17 protein-coding genes are annotated in these 19894 nt (G+C 51.5%); 14 read left to right on the top strand and 3 right to left on the bottom strand.

What is annotated here, in order from left to right:
- Nucleotides 1-72: 72 nt before the first annotated feature.
- Nucleotides 73-2238, bottom strand: coding sequence for a beta-glucosidase BglX (gene bglX, locus MKX51_RS24210; protein ID WP_340994150.1), 2166 nt, complete (start codon nucleotides 2236-2238; stop codon nucleotides 73-75).
- Nucleotides 2239-2267: 29 nt separating this feature from the next.
- Nucleotides 2268-5618, bottom strand: coding sequence for a GH36-type glycosyl hydrolase domain-containing protein (locus MKX51_RS24205; protein WP_340994149.1), 3351 nt, complete (start codon nucleotides 5616-5618; stop codon nucleotides 2268-2270).
- Nucleotides 5619-6005: 387 nt separating this feature from the next.
- Between MKX51_RS24205 and MKX51_RS24200 the strand changes: the two genes are divergently transcribed.
- From MKX51_RS24200 to MKX51_RS24180, 5 genes are all read left to right on the top strand, one after another.
- Entirely contained in the window at nucleotides 6006-6941 is a 936-nt protein-coding gene (locus MKX51_RS24200) for an ABC transporter permease (RefSeq protein WP_036725975.1), read from the top strand.
- A 27-nt stretch (nucleotides 6942-6968) separates the two neighbouring features.
- A complete protein-coding gene (locus MKX51_RS24195) occupies nucleotides 6969-7865 on the top strand; it encodes a carbohydrate ABC transporter permease (protein ID WP_340938624.1) in 897 nt (298 codons plus the stop codon).
- 77 nt (nucleotides 7866-7942) lie between these two features.
- Nucleotides 7943-9514: a DUF3502 domain-containing protein gene (locus MKX51_RS24190; RefSeq protein WP_340938625.1), complete on the top strand. Its 1572-nt coding sequence runs from the start codon at nucleotides 7943-7945 to the stop codon at nucleotides 9512-9514.
- A 65-nt stretch (nucleotides 9515-9579) separates the two neighbouring features.
- On the top strand, nucleotides 9580-10602 hold the full coding sequence (locus MKX51_RS24185; RefSeq protein ID WP_340938627.1) for a LacI family DNA-binding transcriptional regulator: 1023 nt from the start codon (nucleotides 9580-9582) through the stop codon (nucleotides 10600-10602).
- 43 nt (nucleotides 10603-10645) lie between these two features.
- Nucleotides 10646-11542 carry a sugar phosphate isomerase/epimerase family protein gene (locus tag MKX51_RS24180; RefSeq protein ID WP_340994148.1) on the top strand — a complete coding sequence of 299 codons (897 nt, stop codon included), beginning with the start codon at nucleotides 10646-10648 and terminating at the stop codon, nucleotides 11540-11542.
- 72 nt (nucleotides 11543-11614) lie between these two features.
- Here the strand turns inward: MKX51_RS24180 and MKX51_RS24175 are convergent, their stop codons facing one another.
- On the bottom strand, nucleotides 11615-11794 hold the full coding sequence (locus MKX51_RS24175) for a hypothetical protein (RefSeq protein WP_036697495.1): 180 nt from the start codon (nucleotides 11792-11794) through the stop codon (nucleotides 11615-11617).
- Nucleotides 11795-12132: 338 nt separating this feature from the next.
- On the opposite strand from MKX51_RS24175, the gene MKX51_RS24170 reads away from it, so the two are divergent.
- From MKX51_RS24170 to MKX51_RS24130, 9 genes are all read left to right on the top strand, one after another.
- Complete coding sequence (locus MKX51_RS24170) at nucleotides 12133-12555, top strand: hypothetical protein (RefSeq protein WP_340994147.1); 423 nt, start codon at nucleotides 12133-12135, stop codon at nucleotides 12553-12555.
- Between the two features lie 3 nt (nucleotides 12556-12558).
- A complete protein-coding gene (locus tag MKX51_RS24165; protein WP_340994146.1) occupies nucleotides 12559-12957 on the top strand; it encodes a hypothetical protein in 399 nt (132 codons plus the stop codon).
- A 134-nt stretch (nucleotides 12958-13091) separates the two neighbouring features.
- The gene (locus MKX51_RS24160; protein ID WP_340994145.1) at nucleotides 13092-14279 is read left to right on the top strand and encodes a hypothetical protein; all 1188 of its coding nucleotides are present in this window, start codon (nucleotides 13092-13094) and stop codon (nucleotides 14277-14279) included.
- Nucleotides 14280-14489: 210 nt separating this feature from the next.
- A complete protein-coding gene (locus MKX51_RS24155) occupies nucleotides 14490-14933 on the top strand; it encodes a hypothetical protein (protein ID WP_340994144.1) in 444 nt (147 codons plus the stop codon).
- A 136-nt stretch (nucleotides 14934-15069) separates the two neighbouring features.
- Entirely contained in the window at nucleotides 15070-15387 is a 318-nt protein-coding gene (locus MKX51_RS24150; protein WP_340994143.1) for a hypothetical protein, read from the top strand.
- Nucleotides 15388-15502: 115 nt separating this feature from the next.
- The gene (locus MKX51_RS24145) at nucleotides 15503-16282 is read left to right on the top strand and encodes an SDR family NAD(P)-dependent oxidoreductase (protein WP_340994142.1); all 780 of its coding nucleotides are present in this window, start codon (nucleotides 15503-15505) and stop codon (nucleotides 16280-16282) included.
- 394 nt (nucleotides 16283-16676) lie between these two features.
- Nucleotides 16677-16943, top strand: a complete 267-nt coding sequence (locus MKX51_RS24140) for a hypothetical protein (protein ID WP_340938634.1) — start codon at nucleotides 16677-16679, stop codon at nucleotides 16941-16943.
- Nucleotides 16944-17195: 252 nt separating this feature from the next.
- Nucleotides 17196-18359: a GntR family transcriptional regulator gene (locus tag MKX51_RS24135; RefSeq protein WP_340994141.1), complete on the top strand. Its 1164-nt coding sequence runs from the start codon at nucleotides 17196-17198 to the stop codon at nucleotides 18357-18359.
- A gap of 214 nt (nucleotides 18360-18573) precedes the next feature.
- The gene (locus MKX51_RS24130) at nucleotides 18574-19869 is read left to right on the top strand and encodes a glycoside hydrolase family 125 protein (protein WP_445322080.1); all 1296 of its coding nucleotides are present in this window, start codon (nucleotides 18574-18576) and stop codon (nucleotides 19867-19869) included.
- The last annotated feature ends 25 nt before the right edge of the window (nucleotides 19870-19894 follow it).

The following is a 19894-nucleotide window of genomic DNA, read 5'->3' as shown; positions in this document are numbered from 1 at the left end:
TAAATAGCGCCAATCCATACACTTGTGAAGTGGAGGATTGGCGCTATTTGTTATGTCTATTGGTTAAAAGGATCAGCCGATCCAGATCCGCTGTGTGCAATGGTCGCTGGAGCTTGCGCCGAGCATGATATCGAAGTCTCCAGGCTCGAACACGAGCTGATCATCCTGGCCGTAGAACATGAGCATGTCTCTGGTGATCTCGAAGGATACCGTCTGCTTCTCATGCGGGGCAAGGGTAATCTGCTTGAAGCCCTTCAGTTCCTTGCCGGGACGGACCACACTTGCGGTAACATCGCGGATATAGAGCTGAACCGTCTCCTTGCCGGTAACCTCCGAGGTGTTCTCCACCTGGATGGAGGCAAGCACCTTGCCGTCTGCCGCAGCTTCTACCGTGAAGCCGCTATAGGCAAAGGCGGAATAGCTCAGGCCGTAGCCGAAGCAGAACAGCGGATCATTCGGAATATCCAGATACCGGGTTACATAACGTACATTCGGATACTGGGGATCATAAGGGCGTCCCGTCTGATATGCGTTATAGTACACCGGAATCTGTCCCACGGAGTAAGGGAAGCTCATGGAGAGGCGTCCGGACGGATTATAATCGCCGAACAGCACATCTGCAATGGAATTCCCCGACTCGGTGCCAAGGAACCAGGCCTGTACCAGCGCGTCACTGGACTCAAGCACTGGCGCAAGCTCCAGCGGGCGGCCGCTGAACACAATGGTGACCACCGGCTTGCCGGTTGCCTTGAGGCGGTGGATCAGCTTCTCCTGATTGGCGGACAGCCGCAGGCTGGCCTTGCTTCCGCCTTCCCCGGTATCCTGCTGATTCTCGCCGACTGCGGCCAGAATGACATCGCAGTCCTTCAACTGCTCGTAAGCCGCTTCGGAAGCATCCTCCACATCGAATACTCCCTCCAGCATACTTCCCAGCTCGCCGGTCATGGCTGTGAGCAGGTCCGCTGCCGGGATTTTGCCGGTGATGCCGGTGTAGAGGGAGACCGCCGGGTCTTTCTCAGTACCGGCCCAGCCGCCAAGAACATTGATTGAGGTAGCGAAGGGACCGGCGAGGCCGATCTTCATGCCGCGCTTAAGCGGCAGGACTCCGCCTTCGTTCTTCAGCAGAACGATCGAGCGGGCGCCCATCTCGCGTGCCGCCTGAAGGTGCTCAGGACTTGGCTTATCAGCTTCGTCAGCTACAGGGTCGGCATCCTTGAACGGATTGTCGAACAAGCCTAGGGCGTCCTTAAGCTCCAGTACCCGGGTAACCGCTTCGTCGATCAGACGGAGGTCGAGCAGCCCTTCCTCAATAAGCGAGGCAGCGTGGTTCAGATAGTGGGTGGACATCATCTCGATATCCAGTCCCGCTACCAGGCTCTTCAGGGCAGCTTCACGTCCGTCTTGCGCTGCGCCGTGGGGCACCAGCTCGTTCACGGAGTTGAAATCGGCGATGGTTACGCCGTCGAAGCCCCATTCCTCGCGGAGAATACCGCGCAGGAGCTTGCTGTTGCCGCTGGACGGAATGCGGTCAATGGTATTGAACGCAGCCATCACCATAGCGACACCGGCATCTACTGCCGCCTTGTAGGCTGGCAGATAGAACTCGCGGAGCACGCCGGTGGACATGTCCACCGTGTTATATTCACGGCCGCCTTCAGGCGCGCCGTAGCCGGCGAAATGCTTCACGCAGGCAGCGATCCGCCCCGGCTCCTTCAGGTCCTTGCCCTGGTAGCCCCGGACCATGCTCTCGGTCACCCGTGCGTTCAGGTAAGGGTCCTCACCGGAGGTCTCCATGACCCGGCCCCAGCGCGGATCGCGCACGAGGTCGGTCATCGGAGAGAAGGTGAGGTGAATGCCGGCGGCAGCGCTCTCCCGCGCGGCTACCTCAGCGAACTGCTCACAGGCATCAAGATCGAAAGAACAGCCCATGGCGAGCGGAATCGGCAGAATGGTCCGGTAGCCGTGAATGACATCGGCCATGAAGATCAGCGGGATCTTCAGGCGGCTGGATTCCAGATGCCGGGTCTGCAGCTCAATGACATTCCGTGCGCCGATGCCGTTCAGAACGCTTCCGATGCTTTTGATCACCTGCGGCTCGATATTAAGCTCTTTGAATGGACCCGTCAAATCCACGGTATCATCCAGACCCCAATAGTATGGACCAAGCTGGGTAAGCTGGGCTAACTTCTCGTCTAGTGTCATATCGTTCACGAGATCCTGGATAAACGGTTTAGTCATGGCTAACTCCTTCGTAAGCGTACTGAAAGTTATTGTGTGATATAGATATGCAGCTCATCGCCGGGCAGGCTCAGCAGGTGATTCTTGGCAATGCTTACCGCGCCCGGGCGGTATGGATTCGGTAGTACCTGACCGGTAACAGCAACGCCTGCTGCCTGCACTTCCGGGGTGCGGGCTTCACCTGCGCTAATGTGATAGACGAAGGTCATCTTCTTGCCGAAGCACTCATAAGTGAAGCGCAGGCCGTCAAGGCTGGCCGGAAGGACCGGATCGATAATCAGCTCTTCTTCACTGAAGCGGATACCCAGAACGGCTGAGATCAGCTGATTAAGATAGATCCCGGGACCGCTGGAGTACAGCCGCCAGCCGCCCTTCACCTCTACGCTGCCGTCACGCAGCTGGTCGAAGTTCTCCTGATAGCTGTAACGGTCAGGGAAGTCGCCGTCCGAGCTGCTGAAGTACATGTTACTCTGGCGCAGCTGGGCATTAGGCACGCTCTGCCGGATGTTGATCGGGTTGATCTGGAACAGGCCGTCCCAGGCACGCTTCGCTTCGCCCAGCTTGGCGGAAGCTTCAATATAGCGGATATGGGCATGTACATATTGCAGGCTGATCTCACGGCCGACGCTGGCTGCTTGCTCCGCACGGCGGAAGATGGTGCTTACGCCGCCTTCATAGCGGGCAGGACGGTCCATCAGGCGCACGCCATCCGGGCAGTTCAGGTGTTCGTCGATCAGGCGCAGGTTCTCTGCCGCCTGCTGCGGAGTGACCAGCTCGGCAATAATGCTGCGTGTCATCGGCAGTAACCGGTAATGAATGCCGGTCTCTGTATCCAGCGGGTGAAGCATATAATCAATGCTGCCGTCCTCCTGGAAGTAAGCGAAGCCGGCAATGACTCCATCCTTGATCAGGAGCGTACGGAATGATTCCTTCATGTCTTCGGCCATAGCCGCCAGGCTGGCAGAGAATTCAGAGTCCGCCGAAGTCACCTGGGACAGGTTGCGGATCACCTGGAAGGCGAGTGCGACCGTCCATGCGCTGACCAGCTTGGTCTTGAGGGCTTCATTGGCTGGCTGCAGGGTGTCATCCCAGTCGCCGCCGGCATAGTTGATCAGAGACGTACCCGGTACGAAGCGTTCACGGATGGTCTCTACTGCAGCCTTCACATGTTCGAGGACCGTTTCGGTCTGCTGGCTTGGCTGAGCATCCGCTAGATGGTGATAGCCGATTTCTTCGTTAAGAATCGCGTAGTCTCCGGTGGCCATGATGTAATCGCTGATGCATTTCAGCGGCCAGAGCACTACGTCGCCATGCCATTCATGGGCCTGGACCGGATGCTGGTCGAACATGAACCATTGCGGCCATTCCTTGCTCTCCCACAGCTGATGCGAATAGATCTTCAGCAGAACGCTGCGGGCCAGCTCATAATGCTGGGTCATCAGGAAGTATTCCATTGGCCCCTGGCAGACATCGCGTGTGCCCCAGGCTGCTCCGCCCGGCTGCTCAAGGCCATGCGGCATGATGAAGTGAGTCATTGCGTTATGGGTGTACCACCATGCGGTCTCATTCAGAATGTCGATCCGTGACTGCTCTGTGCCGTCAATCTGGAGCTGGAAGCCGGAAATGAACGACGAGTAGAACTCATGGAACAGAGCCTGCTCCTTCTCCTGGGTGTAAGGCGACACTAGCGGAAGAACATCCGATGTTGTAAGTCTGCCCTGTATTACTAGCTGGAAGCCACCTGACTGTGTAACAGAAATTGTCAGCAGTGTACCGTTGCGCGGCTGTTTGTCCGCATAGAACACCCGGTCATCACTGTACGTATATGCGGTTCCCGGCAACTGGATATCGAAATGGAGGCCGGGATATGGAAGTTTGTGAACAGATGCCTCATCGGGAAGAATCTGCAGGATGCCATCCTTGGACTCCACTCTTACCGGGTGCCGGAATTCATGCTCGCCCATAACCAGCTGGTTCGTGATCAGATAATCATAGGATCTGCCCAGCTTCGACTGTACCTGAAGTGCGACATCCGGCTGGCCTGCTGCTGCGATCGAAGTCACGGTCAACACATCGTCTTCAAGCTGATAATGCCATTTCGCAAAATTCACGCCCATCTCGTAAGCCGCCGGCAGCGTAAGAATCCGGTAAACCCCGTCCATGCGGACATAGATCCGCTGACCGCTATTGTGCTGAATGTTCAGCAGGCCGCGCGGCGTGGAGAGCCCTTTATGGAAAGAGGTATTCCCCACCACGGTCTGACCGTTGAAAAGACCGTACATATAGTTAGTGGAGGAGATCAGGTTGTTATCTACCTGCTTGTCGCCCAGCAGCGAGGTGATGATATGGCCATGCGGACGTTCCACCAGCAGCTCCTTAGGCTGCAGCACCACATGGACATGCCCGTCTGTGAAGAAGGACAGCAACTGGCCGTTCTGGGTCTCCTCAAGCTTCCGGTTAGGGAAGGCGGCATCAATCTCGGCCTGTGACCACTGTGGGGAGACATAAGGCTTGCCGATATCGTCACTCAGTGCAGGAACATCCCGGCTTGGCACGGCATCCTTGCCGTTCCAGTCGATCTCTGCATAAGCTGCCTGCAGCTCAGCCTGGAATTCAAGCTCTGTAACTGCAGCCGGATGATTCGGACGGAACAGGCCGTAGAAGGCGAACTCAGCCGGAGCCGACAGGACCATCTTCTCGGTCTGGAGTGCAGTATAAGCCAGCTCGTATTGATAATTACGGTTCTGCAGATTGCCGTTCAGCGCCTCCGGTACATAGCTTCCTTTATAGGAAATGCCGAAGAACTGCATACCATCTGTGGAATAGCCTACAGCCCGTGAACCGACTACACCCTGCTGGAGATAAGGGAAGTCCGTTCCCTGCGGCTGGTTCTGGCGCGAGCATACAGCGTAGCCCTGCGGGCCTTCCCAGATGCTGTGATCCAGATATTGGCTCATGTACAGCTCATTGGCGAGAATGCCGCCTTTGTCAGCAATACCCACATCCTGGCCATACACTACATCTACAGTCTCACCGTTGCCGGAGAGCTGAAGCTGCCAGAACCAGATGCCGTCCTTGGCCGGTGCGAAGGTAACGCGGTAGCTGATTGCTTCTATAGAACCTTCAAAAATCAGTTTGTCATCTGTACGGGACAGCTTGGAGCCCGACGTAATACCCAGCAGCGGATAGCTCTGGATTCCTTGCTCCGTATATACGCGCAGATAGATATTATTGGAAGAGCCGTCTGCCGGATTACCCTGGAACAGATTAATAAGAGTGGAGCCCTGCGTGAATTCAAAAATATCTCCTGTAGGCAGGAATGTATACGACAGGTCATCCCGGGTTAAGGTAATCATGTTCATTTGTTGTTTGAATATCATATCGAGCCTCGCTTTCCAGTGCTTGTTTTAGGACATGAAATCGATCAGAACGGGGGAATTCATCATCAGATGTCACAAAAAAGGGCTGACATGTCCATGTAAAGAATAAATAGAAACGTTTCCATAGGCGATACATTTCGAGTGTAGACTTTTGACGGAAAAAAGTCAATTATCTATAAAAAAACCGGCTTTTTATATATTATGCTCAGTTAAATGTAAATTTATTACTTGTTATTTGAAAATAAAAAATGTTTGACAGCGTATACAAGGAAGGAGTATGCTCTGAGCAAGGGGAAACACAAAGAAATAATGGAAACGTTTCTATATGGTCGAAAAGGGTTAAGTTAGTTGCAGTAGAATGCAATGTTTAATTTGGAGGTGGGTTCATTGGCAAGATTTGTACAATCGGGCGGAAATGTTGTCCGGGAATTATTGAAGAACAAAGTGTTGTATCTCATGCTGCTGCCTGTCATTGTGTATTTTGCTGTGTTTCATTATGCGGTAATGCCTGGCGCGTACGTTGCATTCGTAGATTACAAGCTCAACAAAGGGATCTTTGGCAGTGACTTTATCGGACTCAAGAATTTTGAGTTCCTGATTCAGAACGGAGACCTCTGGAATATCACCAAGAATACTTTGCTCTACAATCTGGTGTTCCTTGCACTGGGTAACATCATCCAGATTGTATTTGCCATCATGCTGTCGGAGATTGCGGGCAAGTGGTTCAAGAAGATCTCCCAGTCGGTTATTCTGCTTCCGAATTTCATCTCGATGGTTATCGTCGGCGTATTCGCGTATAACCTGTTCAATTTCAACTCCGGGTTTATCAATACGATGCTTACCAGTACGGGCCTAGACAAGATTGAGTTCTACTCCGACGCTGGAATCTGGAAATACATCATTGTAGCGTTCAAAATTTGGGCAAGTACCGGTTACGGTATGATTGTCTATCTGGCAGCCATTACGGGGATTAACCATGATCTCTATGAAGCAGCCTATATGGACGGCGCCACTACCTGGCAGCGTATCCGTTATATGACTCTGCCGATTCTGAAGCCAACCTTCATTCTGCTCCTCCTGTTCGGTATGGGCGGAATTCTCAAAGGCTCCTTCGATCTCTTCTACAATCTGATTGGAACAAACTCCGTGCTGTATCCGCAGACGGATATTATAGATACGTATGTCTTCCGGTCGCTCGTGGGACAATTTAACTTCTCCATGGGTGCTGCTGTAGGCTTCTACCAATCCTTATTCGGTCTGGTTCTGGTGCTTGTCGTTAACTTTATTGTGCGCAAGGTTGAACCGGATAGTGCGTTGTTCTAAGACAAGATAAGAAACAGGGGTGTTAATATGGCAAGTAATACTATTAAACAGGATTCAGGGAGCATTTTCATTAAGGTGATCAGCTACATTTGCATCTCCGTATTTGCCCTGTTCTGTGTGTTTCCTTTTGCGCTGATGATCTCCTCCTCCTTCATGAATGAGCAGGAGATTATCCGCGAGGGGTACAAGCTGATACCGAATGAGGTGTCTTTCAAGGCCTATGAATTGTTGCTCAGTAACTCCTCCAAGCTGGTGGATGCTTATCAGGTAACGATCTTTATCACAGTTGTCGGTACGGTGCTCGGGCTGTTCATGATGTCCATGGCCGGATTTGTCCTGAACCGCAAGGATTTCAAATACCGTAACTTCTTCTCCTTCCTGATCTATTTCACCACCTTGTTCAGCGGAGGATTGATTCCGACTTACATCCTGATGGTTAAGCATCTGCACCTCAAGGACAACCTGTTCGCGATGATCCTGCCAGCGGTGGTAGGAGCGTGGTCGATCTTCCTGATGCGTAACTTCATGAAGGCGATCCCGGATTCCCTGTATGAATCAGCGACAATTGACGGCGCAGGCGATTTCCGCATCTACTGGCGGATCTTCATGCCGCTGGCGGTTCCGTCACTGGCAACGATCGGACTGTTCTCGGCACTGGGCTTCTGGAATGAGTGGTACAACGGAATGCTGTACATGGACACTCAGAGCAAGTTCCCGCTCCAGTACTTCCTGCAGCGCATGATCAACCAGGCGAATATGGGCAGTCTCATCAACTCGGGGGCGGTCATTAATACAGCTGATCTGCCGACCCAATCGATCAAAATGGCTACAGCTGTGCTGGCCACAGGCCCGATCATTCTCCTGTATCCATTCATTCAGCGTTACTTCGTAACCGGTCTTACCATCGGTGCTGTCAAGGGTTAATGGACGCCTGCTTATTGTAGGGTGTTTGTTATAGATGCAAAATCCATAATATAGAAAAGAAAAGGGAGGCTTACCGAATGAAAGGTAAAAAGATTGCTTCTTCTCTAGCTGCTGTCCTCATGCTTACTGGAGTGCTATCCGCTTGTTCGTCAAGCAATAATGCAAATGGAAATACGGGTTCGTCGAATACTCCATCCTCTTCCACTAATTCCGGAGGCGTAGACACTTCTAAGGAAGCGAAGCTGACGTACTACCTGTGGGGCAGTGAGGGAGTTACCAATAAAGACATTCTGGCTGAGATTAACAAGAAGCTTAAGGCCGATCTGAATACTACGCTTGAAATCAAATATATTGACTGGGGAGACGTAGCGACCAAGTATCCGCTGCTGTTCGCTTCCGGCGAATCGTTCGATCTGTCGCATGCTTCTCCGGGTGCTCCTGTGTCCTACTACACCCTGGCTACTGAAGGCGCGCTGACTGACATTACCGACATGCTGGACAAGGTAGCGCCTAAGCTGAAAGCGGAGATTCCAGAATCCTCCTGGCAGAACACCAAGGTGGATGGCAAAATCTACGGCGTACCGAGTCTGTTCAGCGAATATACGCCTGCCGGTTATGCTTATCGTACCGATCTGCTGAAGAAATACGGTATGACTGAAATTAAGACAATCGATGATATGGTTAAATACATGGATAATGTAGTGGCCAAGGAATCCTTCCCGCCAATTAACGGTAAGGCTGAGGATGCACAGAACATGTACAGAATGCTCGTAGATACTACAGGCATGTGGCTGAACGCACCTGGGATCTCGCTTAATGAATTGAACCTGGTTACTAAGAGCCCAGAGGATTACAAGACTGTATTCCATCCGGCCTTCACCCAGGAATTCGAGGATTGGGCTGTGAAAATGCGTGAGTGGGGCGACAAGGGTTACTGGGGCAAAGACGTTCTGTCCGCTTCCCTCGGCAGCAAAGACAACTTCAGAGCCGCGAACTCTGCGGGTTATCTGACTCATGCACAAGACTGGATCGGCCAGTATGGCGGAGATATCAAGGCGCTGCCTGATGCTCCTACAGCTTTCTATACTTTTGCTGAAGCCAACAAAAAAATCAAACGTAAGATGGGTGTAGACAACTCAACTGTTATCAGCGCAAATTCCAATAATCCAGAGCGCTCCCTGATGGTCATTGAGAAGTTCATGACTGATAAGAGCTACTACGATCTGATGCAGTACGGTATCGAAGGCAAGCACTATGTTATTGAAGACGGCGTGAAGAAACAGCCGGAAGGCTTCAATGAAAAAACAGACGGCGGCGGCTTCTCAGCTTGGTCGCTCAGAAACGACAAGTTCGTGATTCCTAGTGATACTGAGAACCCGGTCCGTAAAGACCTGTTCGCTGCATGGGATAAAGAAGCGATCGATGATCCGTACAACGGCTTCAGCTTCGACCCGGCTAATGTAACTACCGAAATTGCTTCGATCTCGAACGTGAATGCACAGCTTGGTATTCAGCTCATGCTGGGTAAAACAAATAAAGATCCAAAAACGGCTGTAGCAGAATACCGCGATCAGCTGAAAAAAGCAGGAGTTGACAAGGTCATTGCCGAAGTAGAGAAACAATTGGCAGAATTTACACCTGTTAACTAAAAGAATGTATAGGTTACAGGGGAGCTATATCTTATAGCTCCCTTACCTATAAATGGGGGAGTAGAGTGGACGTAAACATTAAGGATATCGCGAGGATATCCGGTGTCGGCATCTCAACAGTATCCAGAGTCATTAATAATAAGGGGCTGGTGAGCGATGCCACCCGGGAGAAGGTTCTGAGTGTCGTCAAGGAATATAACTATATTCCCAATTCCAATGCCCGAAATCTGAAAACAACCCAATCCAAAAATATTGCACTTATGGTTAAAGGGATTACTAACCCGTTCTTCTCCATTATGATTAAGGAGATTGAACGTCAGGTCAATCTGCGCGGCTATCCGTTTCTCATCCATCAGGTAGAGGACGGCACCGATGAGATCAACGCTGCTATTCAGCTGGTGAAGGAGAAGAATCTTAGCGGAATCATTTTCATGGGCGGTACCTATAATCACTCCGAAGAGAAATTCAAGCAGTTAACGGTTCCATTCGTACTCACGACCATCACTACCTCACAGGAAGTGGACCCGTCCATCTTCTCAAGCGTAACGATCGATGAATCCAAGGAAGCCTATAAGGCAACCTCATATTTACTTTCGCTTGGACATCGAAACATCGGCTTTCTCGCCAAATCCCCTTTACTGGAAGACACCACAGGCAGCCGCCGCCTTCTTGGCTACAGGATGGCGCTGGAAGAACATAACATACCTTATCATTCGGGATTCGTAGAGGATTGTGAATACAGTCCAAGCTCGGGCTTCAACGCTGCACGCAGACTGCTGAACCGCGACAGAACCGTAACTGCTATCTTTGCGGCCTCCGATACGATTGCGATCGGTGCGGCCAAAGCTGTGCTTACCGCAGGCTTATCTATCCCCGATGATATTTCGATCATCGGCTTCGACGGTATTGAGATGGCCGAATACTATCATCCTGCGCTGGATACGATCAGCCAGCCGGGCACCGAAATGGCACTGTCCAGTGTGGGCGTGCTGTTCGACCTGATTACCAAACATTCCCCCCATCAGCATATTGTCTATGATGCGGTATTGCTCAAGCGTGGCTCTTGCAAGATGATTAAGGGCCGGTAACAGCAGGGCGCTGACTATAAAACTAACTGGAGATGACAAAATCATGCAAGATTCACTAAGAATAGGAACGCTTGTACGCGGCGGCGAAGCCGTCCAGGTCATTCCGCAGATTGTGGAGCATGGCTTCGAATCCTTTCAACTGAATTTCTGGCAGACGGTTGGCGATACCGATCTGGTGGAGACGGCGGCACGGATTCGGGAGCTGGCTGCTGAACATCACTTCGTGATCTCATCTGTCGGGATCTATGGTAATCCGCTTGGCGGCGGGCCGGAGGCCGAGACGGAGGCGACCTTGGCGGGCTGGGAGCAGCTGATTGAGTACGCTCACTTGTTCGGGACGGATATTATTGGCGGCTTCACCGGACGGCTGCCCGGCTCGTCGATTGACGAATCGCTTCCGAGATTCGCTGAAGTGTTCGGCGAATTGTCGAAGCGGGCGGCAGATAAGGGTCTGCGGATTGCCTTTGAGAACTGTGCGATGGGCGGGAGCTGGCAGAAGGGTGACTGGAATATCGCCCATAACCCTACGGCTTGGGAGAAAATGTTCAACGCCGTTACAGCAGACAATCTCGGGCTGGAATGGGAGCCTGCCCACCAGCACACCGCGCTGATTGATCCGATCCCGCAGCTGCGCAAATGGGTGGATAAGATCTTCCATGTCCATGGCAAGGATGCGACGATTGCCTGGGACATAGTCAAGGAGTACGGAATTCATGGTCCGAAGCCTTATGTGTGGGACCGGACGCCGGGCTTCGGGGATACGAACTGGACGGATATTATCACCATTCTCCGGCAGGGCGGCTATCAGGGCACGATTGATATTGAAGGCTGGCATGATCCGGTCTACCGGGACGAGCTGGAGATGACAGGCCAGGTTCATGCGCTGAATTACCTGAAGCATTGCCGGGGCGGCAGTATGATACCAAATCCGGTTGTATGAGTATACAAGAAAGACCTCATGATTCACATCTGCGGATGTGGCCGTGAGGTCTTTTTGGTTGTCGTTATGTGATTAGATGAATCGCTTGATGGTCCAATAGGGGACGGTGAAGGTCCCTTTATTCGTTTCAATATGCAGTGCATCTGCGGAATGATCGATTTGGCATACTCCGGTGTACGTTTCTCCGCTGATCAAATGCACGCGCTGGCATAGATTGGAGAGAAGTGCATGCTGAATATCCTGTTTAATCATACCGTTCACTTCCTCCTCGAATGCAGTATGCTTGTAAAGCTCTGTACTTATTATTAAACACGGATAGGAGATTTTAACAGCAAAATTGGTTACAGTTTTGTACCATTTCTTATATACATTCGGCTGATGGAGGTATATTGTTAATAGCGCTGTCTGAAGAGGTGGAAGCGCTATGAGTGATAGTCATGGATTCAAATTGGATTATGCAGGCTGGCCAAGAATGTTTAGGATGAATAATAAATGTGTTATTATATGTGTATACTTCGACACAACTAAGTGCGTGTAAGAATAATCTTAGCATATCAAGTTAAAAGTAGAAGGGGAGGTCGATAGCCCATATGAATACCATTCGTCACAAGGCGGTGCATTCAATGACAAGTGATCCTAAGAACATCACAGCCTCAATGATAAACTTTGCCAAAAATAATGTACTCTCGATTACAGAATTGACTCGTAAAAATAAGCTGTCAGAAATACTCGAAACCTTTAATGATCAAAAAAGTGAAGAAATCTTCTTAGTGAAGAGTGGCCGTCAGAGGGACTCCATGGGTGCGATAATTAACGTGGAATTTCTGACTGAATTACTTCAACTGCGTGATAAGTATTACGAGGCCATGGATAAGGCAGTAGAAGCTACAGCCTTACAGCGGCTGGAAACCTTCGAACCTAACGTCTCTTTGGCACACGCTTTAGATGAGATCGGTGTAACGGATATAAATCTTCAGGAAATTCAAGATATGGCGGATGAATTGGAGATATAGTTGATGCAGCCATCCGAAATAGAGAATAAATTACAGCAGCTACTTGCCGATACTAATGTTGAAGTCGTTTTAGGATCAGGTGCGCTTAATGATTTAAAGAGCTACCGAAAAGAGATCACCACCATATTGGCCTTAATCTATAAGCAGGCACTGAGAGGGCCGCTGATCAAACCTGATGGTTATGGCGAACCTCTTATTGGAAAGCTGTTGGGTTTTACAAAAATAAAACCCAAAGCAATGGCGTTGCGGATTGTTTACAGACCGGTTCTGCAGTCTAATGGAATAATTCGTATGGAGATTATTGCTATAGGTCCTCGTGATAAAGATAAGGTATACAATTGGGCAGATGAACGTGTCGAATCCTTTAAAACTGAAATGAGCAAAGAAGAGACAAATGAATAGGCTGCATTCTGTTACTTTAGTGACGGAATGCGGTCTTTTTATATCATGTGAAGCAGAAGCTCTGGTTACAATACTCATGTGCCTTCGGAGTGGCATTCTGTGGAGAGGGTATATATATGTAGGAGGTGTTACCGATGAATAGAACGACCAGATTACAGCAGATAACCGTAACTCTTCTTACCGCAGGTCTAGTTACCCTGTCAGGCTGGGGGACGGCGGCTTCCCCGGTTCAGGCGGCGGCAGCTTCGGCACCGGCACCGGCCTGCGGGACTGGAGATCACGGACTGCTTCAGGATTTGCAAAAGGCACATAGCGGAGCTGACAGCATTCCGCTTACCTTCTCGGATGTGGAGTTTCTGAACGCGAATACCGGGCGCGCAGCCGGGAACGGCTTCCTGATTGGAACCTCGGACGGCGGCTGCCATTTCCAGAAGATTTATGAGGGGCAATGGAGCTTCCAGCAGATTGATTTCCCGGATAATGTCCATGGCTGGGCACTAGCCGCGGTTAAGGACGGACAGGCTAAATATCTGTTAAGAACGGCAGACGGCGGCTCTACCTGGACAAGGCTGTCGAACCAGGCAGTAACCTTTGAACGGATAGAGTTCCTGGACAGCAACCAGGGCTTCGGCTACAACCGCGCATCTACATATTATACGAAGGATGGCGGGGAGAACTGGAGTCTGATCAAGACGCCTGCCAACACACGCGGAGCGGAATTCACCAGCAGGAATAACGGCTGGGCTGTGGTAGTTGTTCCCGGGAGCGGCTATCGGGTAATGAAGACAACTAACGGCGGAGCATCCTGGAAGCAGGTACTTAGCGCCTCCACCCCTGAGGCGAATTACGGACGGATCTACGCTAAGGGCAGTCAGGTGTATGCGCTGCTGTATGGCGGCGTCGGCATGTCGCAGACCTCTTATTCCCTCTACGGCAGCTCTAACTCCGGCGGCAGCTGGACCCGGGTGATTGCCCAGGAGACCGCAGGCGGCGGTCCGGCTCCGGGCAGCGGCGCAGCCGTAGCGAAGAAGGGCCCCGCTTCGGGCACCCCAGGCAATATGGTGCTGATCGGCTCAAAGACTGCCTTCCTGGCAGGGTACCAGCCGGCAGCGGAGCAAGTGGGCATCGGGCTCACCAAGAACAACGGACAGAGCTGGAAGAATCAGCAGACCGTTCCCGGCTTCGAAGGAACGATCTCGTTCACCGATGCCAACCAGGGCTGGCTGGCGGTCAAGGATTTGAACAGCTCCACCCTCTACGTGACTAAGGATGCAGGTGCTACCTGGACAGCGCGGTTTTCTTTTGAGACGGCAGGGCGGTAGGTTGTCCGTAAGATAATGGCGAATGACGCAGGAAAGAATGAATGACGAAGATGAATGACAAATGACAAATGACGAATGACGAATGACGAATGACAAATGACGAAGGTCAAAGGCAAAGACAAAGACAAAGACAAAGACAAAGACAAAGACAAAGACAAAGACAAAGACAAAGACAAAGACGGGTCTTCTCCCTATGGGGGCGGGCCCGTCTTGCTTGTTGTAATAGGAGCAATCGGCCCACGCACCGCTCGCCGTCCCATTGTAATCGGTTTTTCGATTACAATCGGCCCACGCGCCGCTCGCTGGCCCATTGTAATCGGTTTTTCGATTACATTCGGTCTACGCGCCGCTCGCCGTCCCGTTGTAATCGGTTTTTCGATTACATTCGGCCCACGCGCCGCTCGCCGTCCCGTTGTAATCGGTTTTTCGATTACATTCGGCCCACGCGCCGCTCGCCGTCCCATTGTAATCGGTTTTTCGATTACATTTGGACCACGTGCCGCTCCTCGTCCCGTTGTAATCGGTTTTTCGATTACATTTGGACCACGTGCCGCTCCTCGTCCCGTTGTAATCGGTTTTTCGATTACATTCGGTGCTCGCAAGCAGGCCCGGCCTGAATGTATGCGAAAAACAGCATACGTTGTGTTCGGCTGAAACGATACCGTCCTTTTAAATGGACGGTATCGTTTCTATTGTGGTGCAGCAGAAGGACAGGTATTGTGGAGAATAACGTTTGCTTTGGTGTAATACTTGTGACTAGCGGGTAATGGGATAGCATAGGGGGTGAAGTATGGTTAGACCCGTTAGAATACTCTGGATCAGCGCTGTAGTGCTGAATATCGTAGGGTTGGCCCTCTTTCTGTTACAGACGAGCCCGGGGTTCAGCCAAGGGTTTATCCTGGATATCGTAAATATAATGCTAATGCAGATCTTAGGCATCCCCTCTGCGGTTTTGGTTGTTGCATCGCTTCTTCTGTTGAAGTACACAAGGAAACCGCCAGGCTGGGCAGGGTACACAGGAATCTTCATCATGATAGGGGCGTTACTGTGGATTGGGGGATATTTTCTGTTTTTTGCAGGGCTGATGATATTCGAGAACGTCCGGTAAAAAAATACTTTACTGATCGTTCTCGAATGTACTAAGATGCTGGTACGAGGCAGATTATTTTTTTGACTATAGTAGAACGAACGGTCTCAAATAAAATAGATGAGGAGTGTTAACGATGGGGAAGCTTGACGGGAAGGTTGCATTGATTACTGGAGGGAATAGCGGGATTGGGCTGGCTAGTGCCAGGTTATTTGTGGCGGAGGGCGCCAGAGTGGTCATTACCGGCCGTAATCTGGTATCTCTGCAGGCGGCGGTAGAAGAGCTGGGTGCGGAGCACGTAGTTGCTGTCCAGGCGGATGCGACTGATCCGCAGAGTGCGGTGAAGGCTGTGAATGCAGCAATAGAGGCCTTCGGCAGACTGGATGTGGTCTATGCGAATGCAGGAATCGCGGGCTATACACCGCTGGGCAGCACAGAGCTTGCCACCTTCGAGGAAGTGCTCCGGGTCAATGTGACCGGTACCTTCTTCACCGTCCAGGCTGCACTGCCTCATCTGAAGGCTGGAGCTTCAGTCATTCTGACCGGCTCCGTGTTAGCCAAGGCCGGAAGACCCGGCAATTCCGCCTATGCCGCCAGCAAAGGAGCGGTCAGCAGCATGACGAAGGTGCTGGCCTCCGAGCTGTCTCCGCTGGGCATCCGGGTCAACAACATCGCGCCCGGCGTAACGCGCACTCCGATCTGGGGAGAGTCGGCGATGGATAACTGGAAGCAGGTCGAGGCAGGCATGGCACTGTCGATTCCGCTGGGCCGCGCGGGTGTACCCGAAGAGATCGCTAAGGTAGCACTGTTCCTGGCCTCCGAGGATTCGTCATATATCCAAGGCGCAGATATTTCCGTAGACGGCGGGGCCGGAAGCTCTCCGCTGGGCGCACCGATATACCGCCAGAACGCATAAGATGGAAAGTGGCAGGAAGAGTGGCTAGTGGCAGGAAGCACCTTGAGGGGTGCTTTTTTGCGTTAAGAGTGAAGCAAGGGCAAAAAGAGTGGGAGTATATCTGATTTCACCGGACGCAAGCTGAAAGAGTATATGAGTAGTCCGAAATGTATGTTTGCCGGCATTCACCAGTGTGATAAATACCTATGCCAAAGTGAATGGAGTGTTCAGACTAGTCGGAGTCAGCAGCATGAGCGGAGGACATATAGATGAGACTTTTTATTGAAGATTAGATTCCAATAAGAGGTAATCGGTCTGGGCTGTCGAATAAGAGAATATACATAATGATGGAAAAGCTTGCATGCAAGGCGGATGTGTTGTAAACGCTCACAATAGATGCAGGAGGCGAATCAGGATGGACGGAAGCAAGTCGTTGATCTATCAAATTCTCAAGACGATTGAAGAGGGCAAAGAACCGGTACTGGAGAACCTGGAGGGTGTGACGGTCGGGGGCTTCCACAGTGCACTCGAACAGATTGTGGAGAACAAACTGGCGAATAACATCAGCTTCTCCCTCAGCGGTAAAGGTAAGAAGGCGGTCCGCGTCGCGAATACAAGCGGCTCTAAACTGACTGCGCAAGGCGTTAATTATATTCATGTTCAGGACAGCCGCACTTACTAGCCTGTCTTGATCCTCGCAGAGATCACCGGTACTACCCGAACACCCGCAGACGGGACAAATCACTCCTGCTGCGGTTTTTTGTTGTAAGCAGAAAGTGGACTACATTAGTCTTCGGATCACCCGGGCGACTGAATTCTGTAAATCATAGTAATCAGAATGCTCATGAACCGCCACGGATCGACAAATACAATATATCATGATATATTATTATGTATGATACCGAAAAATGAACGTCAGGGGACCAGGAACGTTATGGCTGAATCAACCTCTTCCAAGCCGATGTATGAGAAGATCTTTGATGAAGTGAAGGAGAGCATCCTTACGGAGGCTTATAAACCCGGAGAGCGAGTTCCTTCCGAGAAAGAGCTGGCCGAGACCTATAGTGTCAGCCGCATCACCAGCAAAAAAGCACTTGAGATGCTTGCCGCCGAACGGCTGATCGTCCGTAAGCCCGGCCGCGGCTCGTTCGTGGCCGATGGTTCCGCTAAGCAGCCTGACCCGGGGATGAGCCTTACAGCCCCGGCTGCGATGAATATTCGTGCCAATGAGAAAACAATCGGCCTGATTATCACCGACTTTGGCAACAGCTACGGGACAGGGCTGATTTACGGGATGGAGCAGGCTTCACGCGACAATGACTGCTTTCTGGTGCTGCGCAGAACCTTCGGTGTTCCGGAGAATGAAGAGCAGGCGGTCCAGAAGCTGCTGAATCTGGGTGTGGACGGTCTGATTATTTTCCCGGCCCAGGGCGAGTTTTTCAATGCGGAAATTCTGAAGCTGGTCATCGGACGTTTTCCGCTCGTGCTGGTAGACAGACATCTAAAAGGAGTAGCTGCGGCCTCCATCAGCACCGATAATCTGCAGGCAGCTCTTGAAGCGACGGAATATTTATTTGACCTCGGGCATACGCATATTTCGTTTCTGTCTCCGCCTCCCGTGGATACCACTGCGGTGGAGGACCGGATTGAGGGCTTCATTCAGGCTCATGCCCAGCGGGGAGTCGTGGTTGATAAGGAACTGTGGGTCAGTGATTTAACCTCGACACTGCCGAAGTTTTTTCATGCGGATAATATTGAGCGGGATATCTCGCGGCTGGTCACCCATCTGCAGAGCCATCCGTCCGTAACGGCGTTATTTGCCATTGAATACAATATTGCGCTGCTCGCGAAGACGGCGGTGGAACGTCTGGGGCTGCGCATACCTGAGGATATCTCCATTATCTGCTTCGACAGTCCGCCGACACATTTGGGCAGCGGGTATGCCTTCACCCATATGCGGCAGAATGAAGAGGAGATGGGTCGGATGGCCCTGGAGAATGTGCTCAGTATTATGAACGGGCAAGCCGTCCCCAATAAGGTGATGCTGGAAGCTGAGCTGGTGCCCGGGAATTCGACCGGTCCTGTCCGTAACAACTAGCTGTTATAATCCGAGAACCCATTCTGCCGAATGGGTTTTTTTGGTGCGTCTAATTGACTTCTTCCGGTCGGGGGTGAAGCTTGCAATCTAGTGGATTACCGTGAATTTCATATATTAGTATATTATTATCTGAAAATATATATTGACATACCAATAGCATATCAATATACTCATTTGTGAAAGCGCTTCATTACACAAAAGGAGGTCATTCCAACTGAAAGCGACTATAGAAACACCTGATTCCCTGAAGAAGCTGGCTGACCGTGTACGTAACACACTGCCGGACCATCCGCGCTTGGCTGACATGTTCGAACAATGCATGCTCAACACCTGGAACACAAAGATCAAGCGCAATCCGGATGGAACCACCTTTGTCATTACCGGTGATATCCCGGCCATGTGGCTGCGGGATTCTACCGCACAAGTCCGCCCCTTCCTGATCCCCGCCTCCGAAGATGAAGAGATGGCCGGCATGATTGAAGGGCTTATCGCACAGCAATTCGCTTATATTGCCCTTGATCCCTATGCAAATGCGTTCAACCGGGAAGCGGATGGACGGGGTCACCAGGAAGACAAGACAATGATGAATCCATGGATTTGGGAACGGAAATACGAAATCGATTCCCTCTGCTATCCCATTCAGCTTAGCTATCTGCTATGGAAAAACACCGGGCGGGTCACGCAGTTCAATTCAGCGTTTGAAGCCGGAGTGTGGCAGATTATTAAATTGTGGATCAGGGAGCAGAATCATGAGAGCGGTTCCGATTATGTTTTTGAGCGCATGAACGGTGTCCCAACGGATACCCTTGTGCGCAGCGGCAAAGGAGCTGTTACTGCCTATACCGGAATGACCTGGTCAGGCTTCCGCCCAAGTGATGATGCCTGCGAATACGGTTACCTGGTGCCTGCCAATATGTTCGCCGTAGTTGTCTTACGATACGTCAGCGAAATTGCAGGCGAAGTGCTTCACAACCCGGAGCTTGCGCAGGCAGCGGAAGATTTGGCTGAGCAGATTGACGGGGGAATCCGGCAGCATGGCATTGTGCAGCATCCTGAATACGGCCCGGTCTACGCCTATGAGACCGATGGCCTGGGAGGGGTGAACCTTATGGATGACGCCAATGTGCCCAGCCTGCTGTCCATTCCTTACCTTGGCTATGCGCCTGCAGATGATCCGGTGTATCTCAACACCCGCAAGCTTATTTTAAGCCGGACCAATCCTTATTTCTATGAAGGCAAAGCCGCAACGGGTATTGGAAGTCCGCATACCCCTCCGCATTATATATGGCCTATCGCCTTGGCGGTTCAGGGAATGACCTCCGGGAAGAGGGAGGAGCAGGAGGCTCTGCTGGGGCTGCTGGAACAGACGGATGCCGGGACCGGATTCATGCATGAGGCTTTTCATGCGGATGATCCGCAGAGGTATACCAGACCCTGGTTCTCCTGGGCCAATATGATGTTCTGCGAGCTGCTGCTTATGCGCTGCGGAATTGAGGTGAAGCGAAGCTGAGCAGCGTTGGCTCCTATAACAGACA

This window comes from Paenibacillus sp. FSL M7-0420 (assembly GCF_038002345.1).
Lineage (GTDB): Bacteria > Bacillota > Bacilli > Paenibacillales > Paenibacillaceae > Paenibacillus_AQ.
This window is presented reverse-complemented; position numbering and strand designations above follow the sequence as displayed.

What these genes read in the sequence shown, in the direction of transcription:
- MKX51_RS24145 (WP_340994142.1), top strand. Translation starts at nt 15,503, where the DNA reads ATGGGGAAGCTTGACGGGAAGGTTGCATTGATTACTGGAGGGAATAGC.
- MKX51_RS24140 (WP_340938634.1), top strand. Translation starts at nt 16,677, where the DNA reads ATGGACGGAAGCAAGTCGTTGATCTATCAAATTCTCAAGACGATTGAA.
- MKX51_RS24175 (WP_036697495.1), bottom strand. Translation starts at nt 11,794, where the DNA reads ATGATTAAACAGGATATTCAGCATGCACTTCTCTCCAATCTATGCCAG.
- MKX51_RS24160 (WP_340994145.1), top strand. Translation starts at nt 13,092, where the DNA reads ATGAATAGAACGACCAGATTACAGCAGATAACCGTAACTCTTCTTACC.
- MKX51_RS24135 (WP_340994141.1), top strand. Translation starts at nt 17,196, where the DNA reads ATGGCTGAATCAACCTCTTCCAAGCCGATGTATGAGAAGATCTTTGAT.
- MKX51_RS24150 (WP_340994143.1), top strand. Translation starts at nt 15,070, where the DNA reads ATGGTTAGACCCGTTAGAATACTCTGGATCAGCGCTGTAGTGCTGAAT.
- MKX51_RS24205 (WP_340994149.1), bottom strand. Translation starts at nt 5,618, where the DNA reads ATGATATTCAAACAACAAATGAACATGATTACCTTAACCCGGGATGAC.
- MKX51_RS24170 (WP_340994147.1), top strand. Translation starts at nt 12,133, where the DNA reads ATGAATACCATTCGTCACAAGGCGGTGCATTCAATGACAAGTGATCCT.
- bglX (WP_340994150.1), bottom strand. Translation starts at nt 2,238, where the DNA reads ATGACTAAACCGTTTATCCAGGATCTCGTGAACGATATGACACTAGAC.
- MKX51_RS24165 (WP_340994146.1), top strand. Translation starts at nt 12,559, where the DNA reads ATGCAGCCATCCGAAATAGAGAATAAATTACAGCAGCTACTTGCCGAT.
- MKX51_RS24195 (WP_340938624.1), top strand. Translation starts at nt 6,969, where the DNA reads ATGGCAAGTAATACTATTAAACAGGATTCAGGGAGCATTTTCATTAAG.
- MKX51_RS24190 (WP_340938625.1), top strand. Translation starts at nt 7,943, where the DNA reads ATGAAAGGTAAAAAGATTGCTTCTTCTCTAGCTGCTGTCCTCATGCTT.
- MKX51_RS24180 (WP_340994148.1), top strand. Translation starts at nt 10,646, where the DNA reads ATGCAAGATTCACTAAGAATAGGAACGCTTGTACGCGGCGGCGAAGCC.